At 49.3% G+C, this 18,199-nt stretch carries 16 protein-coding genes, 1 tRNA gene and 1 pseudogene; 10 read left to right on the top strand and 8 right to left on the bottom strand.

The genetic code is table 11. The features are described from left to right. Positions 1-5: 5 nt before the first annotated feature. The gene (gene trpS / locus HF569_RS04720) at positions 6-1,025 is read right to left on the bottom strand and encodes a tryptophan--tRNA ligase (protein WP_168850222.1); all 1,020 of its coding nucleotides are present in this window, start codon (positions 1,023-1,025) and stop codon (positions 6-8) included. Positions 1,026-1,489: 464 nt separating this feature from the next. Here trpS and helD point away from each other — a divergent pair, with 464 nt between their 5' ends. From helD to HF569_RS04705, 3 genes are all read left to right on the top strand, one after another. After that, the gene (gene helD, locus HF569_RS04715; protein ID WP_168901516.1) at positions 1,490-3,796 is read left to right on the top strand and encodes an RNA polymerase recycling motor HelD; all 2,307 of its coding nucleotides are present in this window, start codon (positions 1,490-1,492) and stop codon (positions 3,794-3,796) included. A gap of 195 nt (positions 3,797-3,991) precedes the next feature. Further along, positions 3,992-4,348 (top strand): hypothetical protein, encoded by a 357-nt coding sequence (locus tag HF569_RS04710; RefSeq protein ID WP_168901515.1) that lies wholly within the window; start codon positions 3,992-3,994, stop codon positions 4,346-4,348. A gap of 120 nt (positions 4,349-4,468) precedes the next feature. Beyond that, complete coding sequence (locus HF569_RS04705; RefSeq protein ID WP_168901514.1) at positions 4,469-5,065, top strand: SdpI family protein; 597 nt, start codon at positions 4,469-4,471, stop codon at positions 5,063-5,065. Between the two features lie 683 nt (positions 5,066-5,748). Here the strand turns inward: HF569_RS04705 and HF569_RS04700 are convergent. After that, the gene (locus tag HF569_RS04700) at positions 5,749-6,207 is read right to left on the bottom strand and encodes a hypothetical protein (protein ID WP_168901513.1); all 459 of its coding nucleotides are present in this window, start codon (positions 6,205-6,207) and stop codon (positions 5,749-5,751) included. Between the two features lie 129 nt (positions 6,208-6,336). After that, complete coding sequence (locus HF569_RS04695) at positions 6,337-7,518, bottom strand: cation:proton antiporter (protein WP_168901512.1); 1,182 nt, start codon at positions 7,516-7,518, stop codon at positions 6,337-6,339. A gap of 267 nt (positions 7,519-7,785) precedes the next feature. Here HF569_RS04695 and HF569_RS04690 point away from each other — a divergent pair, with 267 nt between their 5' ends. The 3 genes from HF569_RS04690 to HF569_RS04680 all read left to right on the top strand — a co-directional run bounded on the left by HF569_RS04690 (position 7,786) and on the right by HF569_RS04680 (position 10,322). Further along, a complete protein-coding gene (locus HF569_RS04690) occupies positions 7,786-8,772 on the top strand; it encodes a serine hydrolase (RefSeq protein WP_168901511.1) in 987 nt (328 codons plus the stop codon). A 268-nt stretch (positions 8,773-9,040) separates the two neighbouring features. Continuing rightward, a complete protein-coding gene (locus tag HF569_RS04685; RefSeq protein ID WP_168901510.1) occupies positions 9,041-9,535 on the top strand; it encodes a DUF3278 domain-containing protein in 495 nt (164 codons plus the stop codon). 511 nt (positions 9,536-10,046) lie between these two features. Beyond that, positions 10,047-10,322, top strand: coding sequence for a hypothetical protein (locus tag HF569_RS04680; protein WP_168901509.1), 276 nt, complete (start codon positions 10,047-10,049; stop codon positions 10,320-10,322). A gap of 80 nt (positions 10,323-10,402) precedes the next feature. On the opposite strand, the gene HF569_RS04675 is transcribed toward HF569_RS04680, so the two are convergent. Together HF569_RS04675 and HF569_RS12685 are read right to left on the bottom strand one after the other, a co-directional pair. Then, positions 10,403-12,214, bottom strand: a complete 1,812-nt coding sequence (locus HF569_RS04675; RefSeq protein ID WP_168901508.1) for a DUF2207 domain-containing protein — start codon at positions 12,212-12,214, stop codon at positions 10,403-10,405. Between the two features lie 185 nt (positions 12,215-12,399). Next, a pseudogene (locus HF569_RS12685) lies at positions 12,400-12,507 on the bottom strand (DUF5776 domain-containing protein); the annotation flags it as partial. Positions 12,508-12,623: 116 nt separating this feature from the next. Here HF569_RS12685 and HF569_RS04670 point away from each other — a divergent pair. Further along, on the top strand, positions 12,624-13,067 hold the full coding sequence (locus HF569_RS04670) for an ASCH domain-containing protein (RefSeq protein ID WP_168901507.1): 444 nt from the start codon (positions 12,624-12,626) through the stop codon (positions 13,065-13,067). Between the two features lie 68 nt (positions 13,068-13,135). Here the strand turns inward: HF569_RS04670 and HF569_RS04665 are convergent, their stop codons facing one another. Continuing rightward, a complete protein-coding gene (locus tag HF569_RS04665; protein ID WP_168901506.1) occupies positions 13,136-14,470 on the bottom strand; it encodes a dihydrolipoyl dehydrogenase family protein in 1,335 nt (444 codons plus the stop codon). Positions 14,471-14,709: 239 nt separating this feature from the next. On the opposite strand from HF569_RS04665, the gene HF569_RS04660 reads away from it, so the two are divergent. The 3 genes from HF569_RS04660 to HF569_RS04650 all read left to right on the top strand — a co-directional run bounded on the left by HF569_RS04660 (position 14,710) and on the right by HF569_RS04650 (position 16,385). Further along, positions 14,710-15,156 (top strand): DUF3290 domain-containing protein, encoded by a 447-nt coding sequence (locus HF569_RS04660; RefSeq protein WP_168901505.1) that lies wholly within the window; start codon positions 14,710-14,712, stop codon positions 15,154-15,156. Between the two features lie 3 nt (positions 15,157-15,159). Next, positions 15,160-15,798: a DUF421 domain-containing protein gene (locus tag HF569_RS04655; RefSeq protein ID WP_168901504.1), complete on the top strand. Its 639-nt coding sequence runs from the start codon at positions 15,160-15,162 to the stop codon at positions 15,796-15,798. A gap of 71 nt (positions 15,799-15,869) precedes the next feature. Next, on the top strand, positions 15,870-16,385 hold the full coding sequence (locus HF569_RS04650) for an NUDIX hydrolase (RefSeq protein WP_168901503.1): 516 nt from the start codon (positions 15,870-15,872) through the stop codon (positions 16,383-16,385). 358 nt (positions 16,386-16,743) lie between these two features. On the opposite strand, the gene HF569_RS04645 is transcribed toward HF569_RS04650, so the two are convergent. Then, the gene (locus tag HF569_RS04645) at positions 16,744-17,649 is read right to left on the bottom strand and encodes an LPXTG cell wall anchor domain-containing protein (protein WP_168901502.1); all 906 of its coding nucleotides are present in this window, start codon (positions 17,647-17,649) and stop codon (positions 16,744-16,746) included. 327 nt (positions 17,650-17,976) lie between these two features. Continuing rightward, positions 17,977-18,049: transfer RNA gene (locus tag HF569_RS04640), tRNA-Thr, on the bottom strand. Positions 18,050-18,199: the final 150 nt, after the last annotated feature.

The following is an 18,199-nucleotide window of genomic DNA, read 5'->3' as shown; positions in this document are numbered from 1 at the left end:
CCAGTCTATCCGAAGTAGTCGATTCCGATAGCGTGCCGAACTTCATGCAACGTTTGGGCCGCTACCTGATTAGCTTTTTCACTACCTTGCTTTAAGATATCGTAAACGGCATCCTCGTTGGCTGCGTACTGTTCGCGACGTTCGCGAATTGGTTGTAATTTAGCCTGAAGGACCTCGTTTAAGTACCGCTTAATTTTAACATCACCGAGCCCACCGTGCTGGTATTGTGCTTTCAATTCTGCGACGTGCGCTGTATCATCCGCAAAAATATCAAGGTAGGTAAAGACCGTGTTGCCTTCAATATGGCCCGGATCTTCGATGTGAACGTGCTCTGGATCGGTGTACATCGACATCACTTTCTTCTGCACGGCATCGGCACTGTCGCCCAAGTAAATAGCGTTATCCAAGGATTTACTCATCTTGGCATTGCCGTCTAATCCTGGAATCCGACCTTGACCCTTAGGTGGGAAGTAGCCCTCTGGTTCGACCAGAATTTCCTGTTGATAGATATTGTTAAAACTCCGAACAATCTCCCGAGTTTGTTCCAACATCGGTTCTTGGTCTTCACCGACAGGCACCGTGTCCGCCTTAAACGCCGTGATATCAGCGGCTTGACTGACTGGGTAAATGAAGAACCCAGCAGGCACACTTTCACCAAACGCCTTTTGTTTGATTTCTGACTTAACGGTCGGGTTACGGTTCAACCGTGATACGCTGACCAAGTTCAAGTAGGCCATCGTCAGTTCGTTTAAGGCTGGAATCTGCGACTGAACCAGAATCGTCGACTTGGCAGGATCAATTCCCACGGCCAAGTAGTCCAAGGCCACTTGGAGCAGACTGTGTCGAATCTTCTCTGGATCACGGGCGTTGTCCGTCAGCGCCTGCATATCCGCAATCATAATGTACGTCTCGTAGTCGCCGGTATTCTGTAAAGCCACCCGGTTCTTCAACGACCCAACGTAATGTCCAATATGCAATTTACCAGTTGGTCGGTCACCTGTTAATATAACGTGTTTTTTAGTCATCAATGTTCTTCCTTTCTGAAAAAGCGCCCCATTGGAGTTCAACCCCAATAGGACGCTAACTGCGCGGTACCACCTAAATTGCGACCACTATGATCGCCACTCTTGTCGTTAACGGGACCCCGCGATAATTAATTATCGATTGAATGTTTGTATACGACCCACTTGGGCACCAAAACCGTTTCAGCACGGGCGGTTTCTCTCTAGAATCGGCCTACTATCATCGTATATCCATGTTCTTATTTTAGAGGTTTTCCACTAGAAAGTAAACTGTCTTGTCGGACAAAGATCTTTATGGTAGAAATAATCATTTTTCTACATTTTTAGCCCCCCACCTTACCCCTCATGAGTATCCCGCTCATCTGGGGCATTGTTCCCAGCGACATCTCGGCCGGATTGATTGACAGCGGGCCGAAAAATGACTAGACTTGTTAAGCAATTTAGCCTATCCAAAGGAGGCGGTCATTTTGACCACCAGCGAACAAGCACAGGAACAACAGCGCGTTGACCGCGTGGCTGACCAGATTGGCGAACGAATCGCGAAGACCACTGCCGACTACACCGCTGCGCATCAAGAATTACGCAACGTGTTAAAGAACTACAGTGAAAACACCTCGGTCAACTGGTTTGAAGTCGATGACCGAATTGAAACCAGTGCCGAACTGCAACAGCAACGGGCATTGGTCTCCCGGCTAACGGAAAATCAAAACATTATTCAGGACCAAATTGATACCTTCAAAGAATTACAGAAATCACCCTATTTTGGCCGAATCGACATCCAAGATCCGGACGATGACACGCCCGAATCCCTTTATATTGGGACCGCTTCGTTTGTCGACGAGGACCAAAACTTTCTGGTCTACGACTGGCGGGCGCCCATCTCCAGTATTTACTACAACGGTGTGCTGGGAAAGGTTGCGTACAACACCCCTGCCGGCGAGCAAGAGACCGAGCTCTTAAAGAAACGACAATTTTTAATCCAGAACGGGCAGATTGAAAACATGTTCGATACCAACGAGACCGTTGGTGATGAGATGCTTCAGCACGCCCTGGGTGAGCAAAACGACGCCACCATGCAAAATATCGTCGCCACCATTCAGCGTGAACAGAACGATATCATCCGCGATACCAAGAGTGACCTGCTCGTGGTTCAGGGAGTGGCTGGCTCCGGTAAGACCTCGGCCATTCTCCAACGGATTGCCTTTCTGCTTTACCACAGTCGGCGGGATCTGGAAGCTGACCAGATCGTCCTCTTCTCGCCCAACCGCCTCTTCAGTCACTACATCAGCGACGTGCTCCCTAGCCTGGGGGAACGAAATATGCGGCAGGTAACCCTGGCAGAATTTCTCACCCAACGCTTCCAAGGACTGAACGTCCAGACGCAATTTGAACGCTACGAAGCCGATCAACAACAGCCCGTTAACCACCATCTCCGCGACTTTCGCGAGAGTGCGGCGATGATGACCGCGATTCGCAACTACTGTCAGGCTTGCTCTGCTAGCGATCTCAAATTTACCGACATTCGTTTTGATGGCCGCGTCTTCTTCAGCAAGGAAGAAATCCGTGATATCTATGCGCAATTTCCTACTGCGGCGGCACCGGCTGATCGTTTTCTTCGCACCAAGAATGAGCTGGAAAAACGACTGAAACACCGGGTGGCTGAAGAAGCCAAGGCCGACTGGGTTCGCGATGAAATCGACCAACTCAACGATGAAGACTATCACAATTGGTTGGGGGCGAACCATCTCGGTGAATTTGAACAGCTCGATGATGAGATCAACTTCATCGCCAAGCAGATTGTTCGTAAGCGACTCCGGTCAGTTGACGACGCCATTTACAACGGCTACTTTCTAGATGCCTATAGCCAATACACGGCGTTTCTCAACCACTGCCCCCTGCCTGCAACCATCTCGCCGGCAGAATGGCAAACGACCATCGCCGCCTACCAACACGACATCGAATTTCACCGACTCGCTTTAACCGACGCGGCACCACTGCTCTATTTGCGTGACTTGCTCATCGGTGGCGGGGCCAACCACCGGATGCAACACCTCTTCGTCGATGAAATGCAGGACTACTCCATGGCGCAACTCATTTACCTGCAGCATGCCTTTCCTCGGGCCAAGCTCACGCTGTTAGGGGATAGCGAACAGGCCCTCTTCAAGGCCGTTGAGTCGCCGGAATCCATCCTGAAGAAATTAGACGCAGCGTTAAACGTTAAACGTTCCCGTCTGATTACGTTGCGCCGCTCCTATCGGTCAACTTACCCCATCACGACCTTTGCCAAGGCGCTCTTACCCGATGGCGACCAGATCGAAGCCTTCAACCGTCCCGGCGACTTGCCGCGGGTAGTCATTCGCTACGACGAAGCAGCCGCATTCAAGGCCTTGGCTAACGAATTGACAACGGAACTGGCAACCAATGGGACCGTGGCCATTCTCACCAAGAGCACGGCCGAGGCTAAGCACGTCTACCAAGAGCTACACGGTCAATTCGACCTGACGCGACTGACGGACACCGACCGCTCCTTGCCGAAGGGCATCGTGGTTCTGCCCATCTACTTAGCCAAGGGATTGGAATTCGACAGCGTCATTGCCTACAACGTCTCGGCGGAAAACTATCCCAATGAGCAACTGACTGGGACCCTCTACACCATTGCGTCACGGGCCATGCACCACCTGACCCTGCTGAGCATTGGTGCCGTCTCGCCACTGATTGCTTCGGGCAACATCCCCCAAGCAGATTTAACGATTGAACATGAATTTCAAAGCTAAGCCATTTTCAATTTGATAATAACCGTTAAGCGGAACCGACCAGTCATTCTGGTTGGCCCCGCTTTTTTTGGTTTTCAGCCACAGTTATGAAGGTCAATATCTCAAAAAGTGTATACTAAGAATTAGCAATACAGAAAAGATGGCTTAACCATTCTATCCCTTGAACAGTAAGGCCCACCAAGGAGGCATTTTCTAATGATACCCAGCCCATCCAAGTTCATGCTTTTCATTGAAGGCTTGTTCACATTCTTACTTTTAGGCATACCGCTACTGCTCGTTTTCTCTGGCAGCATCGGGGTGGCCCTGCACGATGTCTTCCACCCAGATGATCTCGTTTGGCTTGGGCTAGGCCTTCTCGCTCTCGTCACTTTTTTCGCCGTTCCTATTTTCTTGTGGAAATACTATCAGCTAGGCTGGCAACAATTGACGCGCCACCAACGTATTTTTACCGTTCTGTATAGCGTTGCCCTGCTCGTTGGCTTATTAATCTGGTGGGTCATCACGACCCAGATCCCCAGCAGTTGGCTGACTTGGCTAGCGCCCTTAGGCTAGTGCCATCAACGCGCTCGGTTCAGCCCCTTTACTTAACCAAACCATTACGTTTAATTGTCGCTAGCCCAGTACGCGTTTTACTCTAATCACCAAAATCAACTGTGATTTGGAGTGAATGTGATGTTACTACCAAAATACTTTCAATCAAAACTAAGCTATTTTAAATGGGCTAACGGGCTGTTGCTAATTCTGAGTTGGCTCATCCAAGTTTTCCGCGTGACATTAGGCCCCATTCAGCCATTGCGAACACTGTGGGTCTTACTTTTATTTTCATTTGCCTACGCTATTATTCTGGACCTGCCCTACGTGTTGAAGTCTCATCTTGAAGCGCCGCGATTATTACAAATCAGCCTCGATTGTCAGGTCGTCTTCTGTCTTTACGTCCTCATCCTGCTCCTGTTTCCTCAGGCACTGGACACCGCTTACCTCGACAATTCGCAAGCGGGCTTAGGTATCGCTTTCTCCTTGTTAGGCGTCCCCATGCCCTACATTCGGCCCAACGGTCTCTACGGTATTCGGCTGCCGTGGACTAAGAATTCCACTGAGATCTGGGAGAAGACGAATATCTTAGGTGCGCGTCTGCTTCTGGCCATTGGTGTCGTCAGTCTCCTAGTCGGCTCCGTTCAGGCCAAGTGGTTCCTGATGTCCCTGATGATCGGCGTCATTATCCTCTGCGCAGCAACGACCGCCTACGCCCACCACTTGGCCCAGCCATGACCCCAACAGCGGCTGTCACTTTTTCCAAAACAAAACACCAGTCAAAAATCCCACCGGACCTAACCAAAACGTTAGCTCCGATGGGATTCTTTAATGATTCTGCTCAATTCACACCGTTAAATTAGGTTAAATTGGCCGCACTCCGGTTGCCAGGGATTCCGCCTGCTGTGGGGACGCTTCAGACTGGAAGAACACCAGTCTTCTCGCTCGATTTGAAGCCATGAAACCCACGTGTCTTCAAAGTCGCCCGTGCTGTAAAGCTGGCGGAAAGAATCGCCAGCTAACACCACTTTCACGGCCGGCTCCATCCCTGTCCTCCTCCGGCTCTGATTGTGTTCTGCCAAAACAGATAGTTTGAAAGCGTGGCCACTTAGTATTTTCGGTTCAATGAATCACGACTATAGCAGTCGTGATCCCTCAGTCGCCTAAGACACACTGTGTCAGCCGTGAGGTCGGCAGATATGGGCTCAGGCGCGTCGTCCTACTTAGCCAGTAAGTGATCTTCTTACTGACTTAGCAGAAAACCAAGCTTGGAGACTCGGTACTTTCGAGGCTTCAAGTTGCGTTCGCACCGTTCCAGCCCATATCTGCTGACCGGTAAGGCGCAAGGACCACCAAGTTGCCCAGTTTTAATGCTACGGATGTTGCTAGACCTATATGGTCGGTATCAGATTCCTATCAACCTAAAAAATAGCTGGCGTCTTCATCGTGGGGAAGGTCGTCTTACGCCCATAATTAGCGTAGCCCTTGTAGAAGTGAATGTGCTTCTTCTGCAGCTTAATCTTGTACGTCATCCGCTGACCATCGAACTGAACCCGACTGCCCTTCGGCGAATACTGTACGCCAGACAGCCGATAAACACCGTGACCCAGTGCTTGATAACGCAATTTTTTCAGGCCGTAACCGGGTAGGCGATAGTAGCGTTTACTGGTGGCATCAAGGCCAAAGAGATTCCCCGTGCTCTTGGTCTTGCTGTATGTAATATAAGCCTTATTATTCCCCCGGCCGTTATAGAACCAGGTATGTCGCAGCGCCTTGGGTGTTCCACTATGCCAGGTAGCGGCCTGCGCCGACGTCAGATCCGTCGCCGCTAATCCCAAGGTCAACGCCGCCAAGCCAATCAAGAAATAGGGTTTTGTCATAGGTACTTCCTCCTCTAAAATGTCAGGGTGACTGGTATGCCTACTTGACCATACGCGCACCCGCCGCAGAAAGCAACTGACTTTGGAGCGGCAACACGGGTTGACTACCGCTTATCGCCGGTCTAACAGCTATTCCGCATTTGCCGTGACTGCCTTGGGCATCCGCTTCAACGCTTGTTTCAGCAATAACGGTGCCAGCACGGTGGCCAGGACAATCACCAAGATCATCGCCGAGTAACTCGCATTTCCCAGCAACCCCGCTTGGTGACCAATCTGTGCCGTGATTAATCCCATCTCCCCGCGGGCAATCATCCCCGTGCCGATGACACTACTACTAATCTTATCGAAGCCACACCAGTGAGCTCCCAGGCCACAACCTAAGAACTTGGTTAGGCAAGCTAGAATGGTCAAAATCACAATAATCCCCATATTTTCTGCCATATGATCCAGTGTCATATTGAGCCCAACACTCACAAAGAATACGGGAATGAAGATCGAATTTCCTAGCGGTTCCACGTGATCGGCTAAAACGGCGCGGTAAGGCGTGTGCGCCACGGCGATACCGGCAAAGAAGGCCCCGATGGCCCCACTGAGACCCACGATATCCGCTATCCAGGCCATACCCAGACAGATGACCATGGACATGATGGTGACACTGGAAGCCATGACTAAGCGCTCACTCAGATGCATGAGGTATGGCGCCACCCATTTCACTAAAATATACGTACCGCCAAAGAAAGCGACTTGTTCAATCAGCACCACGGCTAAGTTGGGTTGGCTACCCGCCGCTTTAATGCCTTGGCTTGCCAATAAACTAATCATCAACGACAACAGAATCACGCCGATAATGTCATCGGCAACCGCTGCCCCCAAGATGGTGGCCCCTTCCCGGGTTGAAAGTGCATGGAATTCCTTCAGCACCGCCACCGAGATAGACACGGAGGTCGCCGAAAAAATCACGCCAATAAAGAGGGACTCCAGGGCACTGAACCCCCACCACCAGGAAGCCAACCCCATCAACGTGATGGGCAAGATGACTCCCAGCGTAGCCACGACAATCGCCGGCCGCAGGTACTTCATCAACAGGTCAAGGTTGCTCTCCAAACCGCCAAGAAACATGAGGATGACGACCCCAATATCAGCAAATAAATTAACGAGACTATTCAGTTGAACCCAATCTAAAATAGCGGGACCGATCAAGATACCAATCAGAAGTTCCCCGATCACAGCGGGGACTCCCAGCCGGTTGGCAAAGTTGCCGGCCAACGTGGTCAACACCAGAATTAAACATAACGTTCCTAAAAAAGCCACGCGCAGTCCTCCTTATGAAAAATCAATTAAGCTCTATCATACGCCATTTACTGACAACACAAAAGGGGGATTTTCCCGTCTGATAATGTCTCGGTCCGGGCAAGTCCAGTCAATTTAGAACTCCGAATCTTAGAAAATATATCTAATGTTAATTAATTGAAGAAGAGGTGGTATTAAGGCCCAACAATTAGTGTTACAATTTGACTACGATTGCAATTACAAGTTGACTTAACTAACTCAAATTCGGAAATGAAGTGAGATGCTTCAATGAAACACGCCTATCGTCCACCACACCATAAGATTCACATCAGTCGGCTGATTAAGCTCCTGCACAACCGGCATGTTCTCGCCGGACTACTCATCTTTTGTCTGGCCCTTGCCAGCCTACTCACGGTGCAAGCCCACCGCAAACGTGCCGGACTGAACTCAGATGCAGCACAGCCAGCGACGGCTAAACAGGTGGCCACACGCCAACGCCACGTCAAACGGCAACTGCACCACTATTTCCAAAAAATATCGGCTGACGGGACGACCAGCGTTAGCTTTTACAACCTCGGACCGGTGGCCGGGAGCACTGCCGCCAAGTCCCCCACTGCGCGGCGTTTCTACCAGGCTGGCACGCTCGCAACTTCGGCCAATGCCCACACGCCGGTGATCTCTGCCAGTACCTATAAGCTTTACATAGCGGCCTATCTGTTCCAGCAACACGCAGCTGGTCTGTACACCTGGACGCCGACTGCGGAAGCGGGCTTCCACCGGATGATCGTCAACAGCGCCAACGATTTCGCCGAAGACACCATCGACACTTACGGCCCCGTTACCTTGGATAACTTTTTGACCAGCCAGCACTACTACTCACCGGCCTTCATCAGTGGCGAGGCCGCCGTCACGACCGCCGATAGCCTCACGCGTGTCTTGAAGGATCTGGCGACGCAGAAAGGACCCTTCCGCCACGCTAAGGACCAACAGCAATTACTGGCCCTGATGCGCACCCAAGTCTATCGTACGGGGATTCCGGCTGGGGCTGCGGCGACGCAAAAGGGAACGGTCGTGGCTGACAAAGTCGGTTTTCTGGCCGATACGAATAACGATGCTGCCATTGTAACTTTGCCGAACGGCGAACGCTACATTCTTGTGATCATGACCCACGGCCACGAACAGAACGGCTTCAGTGGTTTCCCCCGCATCGCTAAAATCACGACTCACGTTCAAAGGCTCGTTTACGATCCCGCGATCGTGAAGAGTCTCAACTAGCAGAAAAAGGACCACTTAGGTTGGACGGGAGTGAGAAGTAGCTTACCCCTTTGCCACACGCAAAAAATCAGGACGCATGAGAAATTTCCCGCAACTGAGGAATTCTCATGCGTCCTTTTTCATAGCTTGATTTTACTGAATCAAGACTGACCTTTGCCCTTGTTCGGTGACTATCCTAAACCTCTCGTCCCTCTTCTTTTTTGGGAATTACCGCCCTATAGTGACCTTATCAGCTAGTCATACAACCGACTATGGGAGATTGATAATCATGCAAAATACACCCTTCGCTATCTGGATCAAACATCTCTTTCATATTAAAACGGGATTGGCATCCCCCCTCCTTCAGGAAGCCAATCAGGTAGGCGCGAATGCCTTTCTTTATTTATACGTGTACTTGCTCTGTACCAGTCTGCTCTTCGCGATCCTCACGCCGTGGATGAGCAAGTCTAACTTGATTCAACTCATTTTGCTCACTAATTTTATCGTAACCATCCTGATTAGTACCCTCTACGTGAAAGAATCGCTATTCTTAATTGGCCTAAAAAAACTTGCCAGCCTTCCCACGTTGAAGGAATTGTTCTCAATCATGATCAAACAGGCCCTTTTTTTCTACTTTATGATGGCCTTCCTAGACTTGTCCACGCAGCAACGCTCCTTTTACCATGCCCTCACGAGCCCCCGATTGTTGATAGGTAGCCTAATCTTTGGGATCGCGTTTACCATCCAGCCCGGCATCGAGATGTTCAAGAACCGTCGGCCATAATGTTAGTTTTTAATAGCTTTTATTACACCTATTAGTAAGCAATACGCATCCGCTCATGTTAAGCATGGACGGGTGCGTATTTAGTTAACTCTCAAAATTGTCATTAATAAAGCTTCCCGATATACTGGATAATCAATCACCTTAAACTAAATCGCAAAAAATGTCCGCACTAGCATACAATCATCCCAATCCAAATGGAATTAATCTACGCTTACGTCACCTTCAAAACATTACTGGCATTGATTGGCCTTAGAAAGCTAATTTTCCAATTTTAACTATCACAACAAGAAATTCGTACTAATTATATTCTCATGATTCAGTTCAACGATTTTCTAGTGAAGATTTCGGCAACTATTACTGCCATATTAATATTTAGTAGCACAACAATTCTATTGCCTCATCTCCAGAAAAGTATATAATTCTATTTACGGGGGTTTCTAATGGTTTTCTAATCATCAGGAAGCGAGGGACACTATCAATCATTACTCTACCAGGAAAGAAGTTGGGGAACTTGTCAAGAATTTTACATCCTACACTTAACAGATTATTTCATATCGGACTTTTTGATTTTTACGTACTAATTGCTGTCGGTGTTTGTACAATTATCGAAGTACCTAGTCACATTTTACTTATTTTATGGGAATTGCTTGGTTTTACCTTTGTCTTATCAGCGCTAATTACGCTAAGTGGCATTTTCTTTGCCAAACTTTATAAAGAATTTGAAGCAATTTCAATCTTTATCTTACAAGCAGGTCTGGCTCTTCTCATCTTAAACGCAGTCTTATAAAATCACGCTATCATCAATAGTTCTAATAGAAGCGCCCGTGGCCTGTCGACTACGGGCGCTTCTTAAATTCATCGTAACTCTCAAAATACGCCACCACCAAATCCACCGACGCCACCAGAGCCGCCGCCAATGAAGCTGCCCGAATGACCAGCGACACTGGCGTTGGCTGGCGCACTCGCCATCACGGAACTGGTAACGCCGACGCCAATCATCCCCGCCAACGGTTGATTGAAGTGGCCGCCAAAATAGAGCGGATAGGCCGCCGCTAAGGCTGTATTGACCTGGTTCTGACCAAAATCAATCACCAACTGATCCGTCGCCTGCTTGGTCAGTCCAAACGCCGTGGCGTAAGGCAAAATCTGTTCCCATAGTATCAAATCACCCAGTTTAGCCGTATTGAAATGACCAATATCTTTAAGCATCTGCCGAAATCCGCGCAACTCATTCGCCGCTTGTAATCCCCGCGCATTGTAATAGGTCACCTTAGTGTGCCGCCAGAGGTAGCCCCAAATTAATCCCAATAGTAATCCACTCAGCACTAACGTTTTGAGCAACAACGTCTGACTAATCACGAGCGCAAAGAGCAGCCAAACGGCCACCGCCCCGGTCAACCCCAAAGCTGCCCACCACAGCCGTTGATGATAGGTGATATTCGTGGCGTCCTGATAGTCCTTAGCCGCCGCATTGATCCCGTCTTGCCATTCTTGAAACCATTGTCCGACGGCACCGTGCTCGTCTGTCTGACTGAACGCCTCTAATTCAGCCATTGTGAAGCTATCGTGCTGCCCTAATTCGGTAAAGGCGTGCTGCAGAAAAGCATTTGTCACCGCTCCCATCTTGGTGATTCGTACCGTCGCCGCCTCCGGAACAATCGTAATCTCATGTCGACTCGCCGCAGCCATAATATCTCCCGTGAGCGCATCCGTACTTGGCCACCGCATATCCGCCAAAGACTCGGCCAATCCCGGTGACACTTGCGGCAACTCAAAGAAATGGTGCAACGGTTCCGGCTGCTGGTACCGATTCGCGGGGTGCCGGTTTAGCCACCACCCCGCGCTCACCAGCAACACCACGATCACGGCCGCAATTCCCCAATAACCAATGAATTGACGCATTTTCCGCTGTCGTTGCTGCGCTTGGCTAGCTGCCGCCAATTTGGCCTCTTGCCGTTGCACCAGTTGCTTACGCGGCTGACGACTCCGGTTAGGATTGGTTGCTGTGACCCACGTTGGAAATAACATCCGACTACTAATGGCGCTGTTGGCGGGATTCGTCGCAATGGTCATCGTTACCCGTCCCGCCTGACTATTCACTTGGGTGACGCCCAACGTTGATCCGTGAGTCCACGCTTGAAGGCCAGTGACGTGGTGCGCTGGCAATTGCACCCTGAGCCGCACCTTTTGCAACGGAACCGCCCACTGATCGTTGACAATCTGCCAATTTAACTCAGCGGTATCCCGATAATTCTTGACCAGGCCGCGCAGCCGATAGTGGTAGGTCACGCGCAACTGATCCCCCACGACAACGCGTTGCTGGACCTTCACTTTGAGCATCCGCTGGGTCGTCGTCAACTGGTAAGTTCGTGGCGCCCGATTATCCGCAGCTCGGACCATTACCTCCGGACCATGATTTAAGCGGAGCGTGACCCCTTTTAACTGGACTTTTTGCAGTTCCTTGCGACCCACGGTGTTATACACCCCAGCTTCGTCCTGATTAAAATGATACGTCATGGTTTCCGTCACGTCGGCATCGCCATCCCGTAAGATATTGGCGGTCACCCGTAACGGTTGCAGCGTATAGGGAGCGGCTGCGTTAGCGTTAGTCTGACCAACTAGGCTCAACCCTAACGCCACCAAGCTCAGCATCCCCCACTTTACCCATCGTCTCTTCATCAGCCACTCCCTCCAATCTTTTAGGTGTATCATAACGCCCCGATTTCCGTAATGATTGGTAGGACTTTTGAGCGGTGATGGTTAGTTAAGTGGCTTCCACCACATGCCTTTCATCAACGATATAAAAAATGCCGAGACTCTCTGGCCTCAGCATTCTTCATCTTTCTATTTTGTGAGGCCAGTCATCATTCAGTGCGATCACCAATTTTTTTGTTAGCCGTACTAAACTGGCCGTTAGTGAGGACAAAGCGGGTCGTTAAATTGTGCCGCTGAATACCAACCACTTTGAGCTGCGCACCGCGTTTATCTTAGGCCTATTATATCTATTTAACCACGCTAGATATTATGGACTTGTTCTCCCCCAAATCTAGCCGTAAACTAGACCGTAACTTTAAGGAGGTTTTCAAGCATGGAGATTGAAACTTTTTGGCAGGATTTCAAAAACCGTCACCCCGAGATTAAGACCAACCACCATGATACTTATGCCATGGGCGGCACTGATGAAAATGCCACGATCTTGGCCCATCTCATTGCGCGGGGAATCAAGACCGCAACCACCTCTGCCGTCGACCTATACGGTCCCGACGAACCGCTTCCTTTTGTTGGCGAATACAACGTTATTCTCGATGGTCACGATCAACCCATCTGTGTGACCCAAACTAAAGTCGTCGAAACCATTCCATTTAATCAGGTCAGTGCTGAGCACGCCTACCATGAGGGCGAAGATGATCGCACATTAGCCAGTTGGCGGCGGGAACATCGCGCTTTTTTTCAGGCGGCCTACCAGCAAGAAGGGCAATCGTTTACCGAAGAAATTCCGTGCTGCTGTGAAGTTTTTGAACGAATCGACTAAAAATACCATCCCGCGGGGTGGTATTTTTAATTGGCCGCATTGCTCAGCAAATAAGGCCAGCTGTTCTTCTAATTAAAGTACGTCAAATCTGAAGCTAGAGTTGGATAAGCCGTAATCATCTGACTAATATCGGCACTGCTCATCCGATGCATAATCACAAAGTCCAGATAATTAATCACTTGTTCGGCCTCACTGCTCAAGACCGCGGCACCGACGATCCGCTTAGTCGCCTGGTCAACGACCACTTTAATCCGAGCGTGTGGATCTTGAATCCGCCGATAACTATACCAGCCGGTCAAATCCAAGTCATTGACCTGGTACTGCTCCGGATGCTGAGCCGCTTCTGTCGTGGTTACCCCCAACTGGGCCAGCTGCGTCTTCCCATAAACGACTGATGGGATCACCGGATACTCAATCGCTGGTGAATCACAAGTCGTCAGCGTTTCCGTCAAATACCGGCCTTCAAAACCGGCCACCGGCGTTAACTTTGGCTGCGGTCGGTCAACAACATCCCCTAGCGCAAAGATATGGGGATTGGTCGTCTGCAGATTTCCGTTCACTGTAATCCCGTGAGCGGTCGTGGCCACGTTGACGCGGTCAAGGTGCAGATCAGCAACAACTGGTTGGCGCCCAGCCGTCGCAAAGACCATCCCGGTCGTCCAGCTATTGCCATCGGCCGTCGTGACCTTAAACTGGTCATCGGCTGGGGCAACCGTGGTGATCTCCGTATTTAACTGCACATCGACGCCCTCCGCCTTTAATCGGCGCAAGAGGTCTTTGACCAGATCACCATCAAAAGCCCGCAGCGGTCGATCGCTGTGATGAACCAAATGGACTTGGCTGCCCGCAGCGTTGGCAATCGCCGCCAATTCAACGCCGACGTAGCCAGCACCCATCAGCGTAATATCAGCCGGCAAGTGGTCTAAATCCAGGAATTCATTACTGGTATTGAGCCATTCAGCACCATCAATTGCGGGAATCCGTGGCGCTTGACCAGTCGCAATAATCCAGTTGGCAGAATTCAATTGATCTTGGCCCACCGTCAAGGTTCCATCATCGTTAAACGTCGCCGTGCCATGGAAGGTCGCAATCTTAGCGGCTGCTAGCCCATCGTGCGTGCCGCCAGGGATTTGCTCCGTATAGGCGCGTTTAGTCGCCATCAATGCTGGCCAGTCAATCTGTGGCACACTGGTCAAGCCGTGTTCTTGCAAAGCTTCAGCGTGCCCCTGAGTCTCCACGGCAGCCATTAAGATCTTCTTGGGATCACAGCCCCGGTTGGGACAGGTTCCACCCCAAAGATCCTTTTCAACCACCGCAACGTTCAGTCCCCGTGCGTGCAGGCCATACGCAGCAGCTAAGCCGCCCGGGCCACCACCAATCACTACAATATCGAATTCTTGCATCTATTTGAACCTTCCCTTCTTGAAAGTCCTATGATTATCGGCCTAAAACACTCACTGTCCAATTGAGTGAGTCACTTAATCGTCAATTCGTCTTGCATAGCCGTTCCAATCATCAATCCTAAGGTTAATTTTAGCACGGAACCCCAATTTTCCCGTCTAATTTGCTTATTGGCCTAACCAACGGCAATCAATTATTTTGTGCTAAAATAACTTCTAGTAACAGCTAAAGGGGGAACACCATGACTTTCTATACTTACAGCTATCTCACCACGCAGCATAGCTCTTGGCAATACGTGCGGATTGGCGTATTAATTGCGTTATTAATCGTCTTTATCGGACTATTCGTCTACTATCTCCGGCATCAGTGGAACGTTAAATATAAGGATTTAAGTATCATCACGGCAACCGTATTATTTCTGGTCCTTGGACTACAGATTAATAGCCTCGTCTCACTTCAGTCTTCCTCTAAACAAACGGGAGAAATCACCGCGACCATCCAGCAAGTCGCTAAGCAATTAAAAGTTAAGCCGGCTAAAATCAGTATCAACGCCACTTCTATCGGCAGTGATCTTTTAGTAAAGTCCCCTAAGGGCTACTACCGTCTCGTTTACAGCTCGGATGGTGCGACATTTGTTTTGGAAGCAGTGACGTTGGAGAGTCCGCAGGTCAAGCTGGTAAAGGAGTAGCCTATGTTTATCTATTCAGATGTTTTTATTAAATTAGTCGTTGGTTTCCTATTTATGACCGTTCTGATTAACTTCTCCGGTAAGGGGAATTTAGCACCCACGTCGGCGATTGATCAAGTCCAGAACTACGTCTTAGGGGGGATTGTCGGCGGTGTGATCTACAATTCAGCGGTCACCCTCCTGCAGTTTGTCCTCGTGCTGTTGATCTGGTCGCTCCTGATTCTAGTCACCCGTTATCTCAAAATTCATATTCGGGTGATCGGCAAATTTATTGATGGTGGCCCCATCACGATTGTTCGTAACGGCAAATTATTGGTGCACAATTGCCTAAAGGCCAACCTCTCTGCTAAAGAAATTGATTTTAAACTACGAACGGCCGGCGTCTATCAGCTTGACGACGTGAAACGCGCTATCGTTGAACAGAATGGGAGTCTCACGGTGCTCCGGCAGGGCGACGGTTCCATTCGCTATCCCATTATCGTCGACGGTCAGATTGATCAAGACGTCCTAGAGCTCATGGACCACGACGAAGACTGGTTACTCGCCCAATTGGCCCAACACGGCATTAAAAATATTCGCGACGTTTATATGGCTAAGTACGAAAACCATCAGTTTGAAATCACCCGTTACGATGAAGACTGATCCCATTATTGATTTATCAAGTTATCTTTTAGTGGTACGCTTAGGGTAGAAATCTCGAGGGGGACGCCCACATGCCTGCAGACCGCTTACTAGAGAAATGGCAGATTTACAATCGACAGCTTCAGTGTATTGGTACCCGCCGCCGTGAGGAGACCTTAGCTCCCGGTGAATATCACTTGGTCGTCAACGCATTTATCTTCAACGCTGCCGGCCAAGTGCTGCTACAGCAACGTTCGCCAGACAAGCTGTATTTCCCGAGTTACTGGGATTCATCAGTTGGTGGCTCAGTTCAAGCTGGCGAAAACATTGAGACCGCTATGCACCGGGAAATGTTAGAGGAGATTGGTTGGCAGGTTCCCGTTAAAGCCGCCGATAACTATTTAATTGCCCCGCACTCTCATTGGATAAGTGCGTGGTTTGCTTTTCAAACGACCCGCACGGCCGATCAATTTACCATTCAGCACGCTGAGTTGCAACGGGTGGCCTTTTTCACGCGTGCAGAGGCTCACGCTCATCTGCAGCAGATTGGCTTCGATCCCTACACCCTCGCACTGGATCGGGCATGGGGTCACTTACAACATAAATAATCGCAAGCTAAAAAGGAACTCTGACAGCATTGTCAGAGTTCCTTTTTGAGTAGCTGAGCTGCTCCCCAGCAACCCAACTATTTATATATACCGGCTAAACGTGATATTAACTCAACAATTGAGCTTTGTCATGACCACTTTTCCCCTCGCCGGTACGTTATTCTCGTGTTGCCCTAGTCAGATTACACACTACTCTTTGACCATAACAATGGTCTGCTTATCAACGTTTTATATCATACCAGGTTGTGTTTAAAAAGAAAACCGTTTTCCGTCAGATCAGCATAACTAATCTTTGTCCCATCGAATATTGCTTCAAATTGTTTCACTTTTTTCACCAAGTCGGCACTTCTTTGACTATCTAGTCGTTACGTTTGCGGAACAGCCGTCCCATCCCAAGAACGACGGCACCTAATAAAGCGCCCAGCCAAGAAATCTTAGATTGTTTTTCGTTGGTTTGTGGCAAGTCATTCACGCTGTCAGGATCCTCATCAGCTGAAGTATCCATTTCCAACGGCCGTGTCACGCCTTGATCTTGGAGATCTGCATAACTTCCGCCAGCAAAGTAATCATTTTCAATTTCAGCATCTTGACCTGATGTATGTCCGGCTGAAACCGTGCCTACCGTTCCGGTCGTATCAGGATCCTCATCATCGGTTGTAACGGTGTTACCGTCTGGCTGCGTACCAGGATTGGTTGAACCAGCTTCCGAACCGGTATCGGCATCGCTTGTGCTACTATCACTACCGGCATCGTCTAAGCCAGTCCCCAGACCACTGTCGGAGCCGTCGGAGTCACTGGTGTTACCGTCAGAACCTTCAGCATCTGAATCACCCGTGTTACTATATGATCCTTCTGAGTCTGAATTGTCTGCATCACTACCCGACCCTTCAAAATCAGAGTCACCGTTATTACTTCCAGAATCAGAATCACCAGTACTGCTATCGGAACCGTCAGATCCAGTATCATCAGTAGCACCATCGCCCTCAGCACCAGGAACACTAGCATTTGTTCCACCGTTTGTATCAGGCGTTTCACCAGTTTGATCTACCACTGGATCTTCTACAGACGACGCTTCTGCTCCATTTCTAGTCCCTTGGTCAGCAACAGATTGACTCTCTACACTTGAAGTTACCGCTTTAGCTGGCGCTTGTTCTGTTCTCAATGCGTTGGCTTGGGCTAGCGCTGGGCGTTCTGAAAAAACTCCTGTTCCAACCAATGCAGCAGCTGCTGTAAACCAAAGGCTCGTTCTTACGTTCAGGGTCATCTCTTCTCCTCCAGATTTCTTATCCTGTCTGTTGTATCTATCGATAGTCAATATACTATCAAATTAACTACAAGAAGAGAACTAAAATTTGAAAGCGCAATCATAAAATAAACCACTACCTACTAGTAGTGATTAATTCACAAGTAAACTTTGATTTACCGGCGTTTATAAAACAAGCGTATTTATAAGTAACCGATTTTGTCCCACCAGTTTTCGCTTTTTATGCTTAACACGTTACACTCGCTTTCCAACGTTCCAATTCTCTAACAAAAAACCTGGAGAGTGCTAGCCCTACCAGGTCATTCAAAATCATTCAGATTCGTGATAAGCCGCTTATTGGATTTGAACCAACGACCTCTTCCTTACCATGGAAACGCTCTACCTTCTGAGCTAAAGCGGCATACTATCATTATCGCCGATTATCGAAATAATGACAATAAAAAAAGAACCCAATCACTGGGTTCTTTCGTTCGCGTGGCAACGTCCTATCCTCGCAGGGGGCGATCCCCCAACTACTATCGGCGTGCTAAAGCTTAACTTCCGTGTTCGG

The sequence above is a fragment of the Levilactobacillus tujiorum genome, from assembly GCF_012641185.1.
In the GTDB taxonomy this organism is placed as follows: domain Bacteria; phylum Bacillota; class Bacilli; order Lactobacillales; family Lactobacillaceae; genus Levilactobacillus; species Levilactobacillus tujiorum.
The sequence above is the reverse complement of the archived record's forward strand: the minus strand, read 5'-3'. Positions and strand labels throughout refer to the sequence as shown.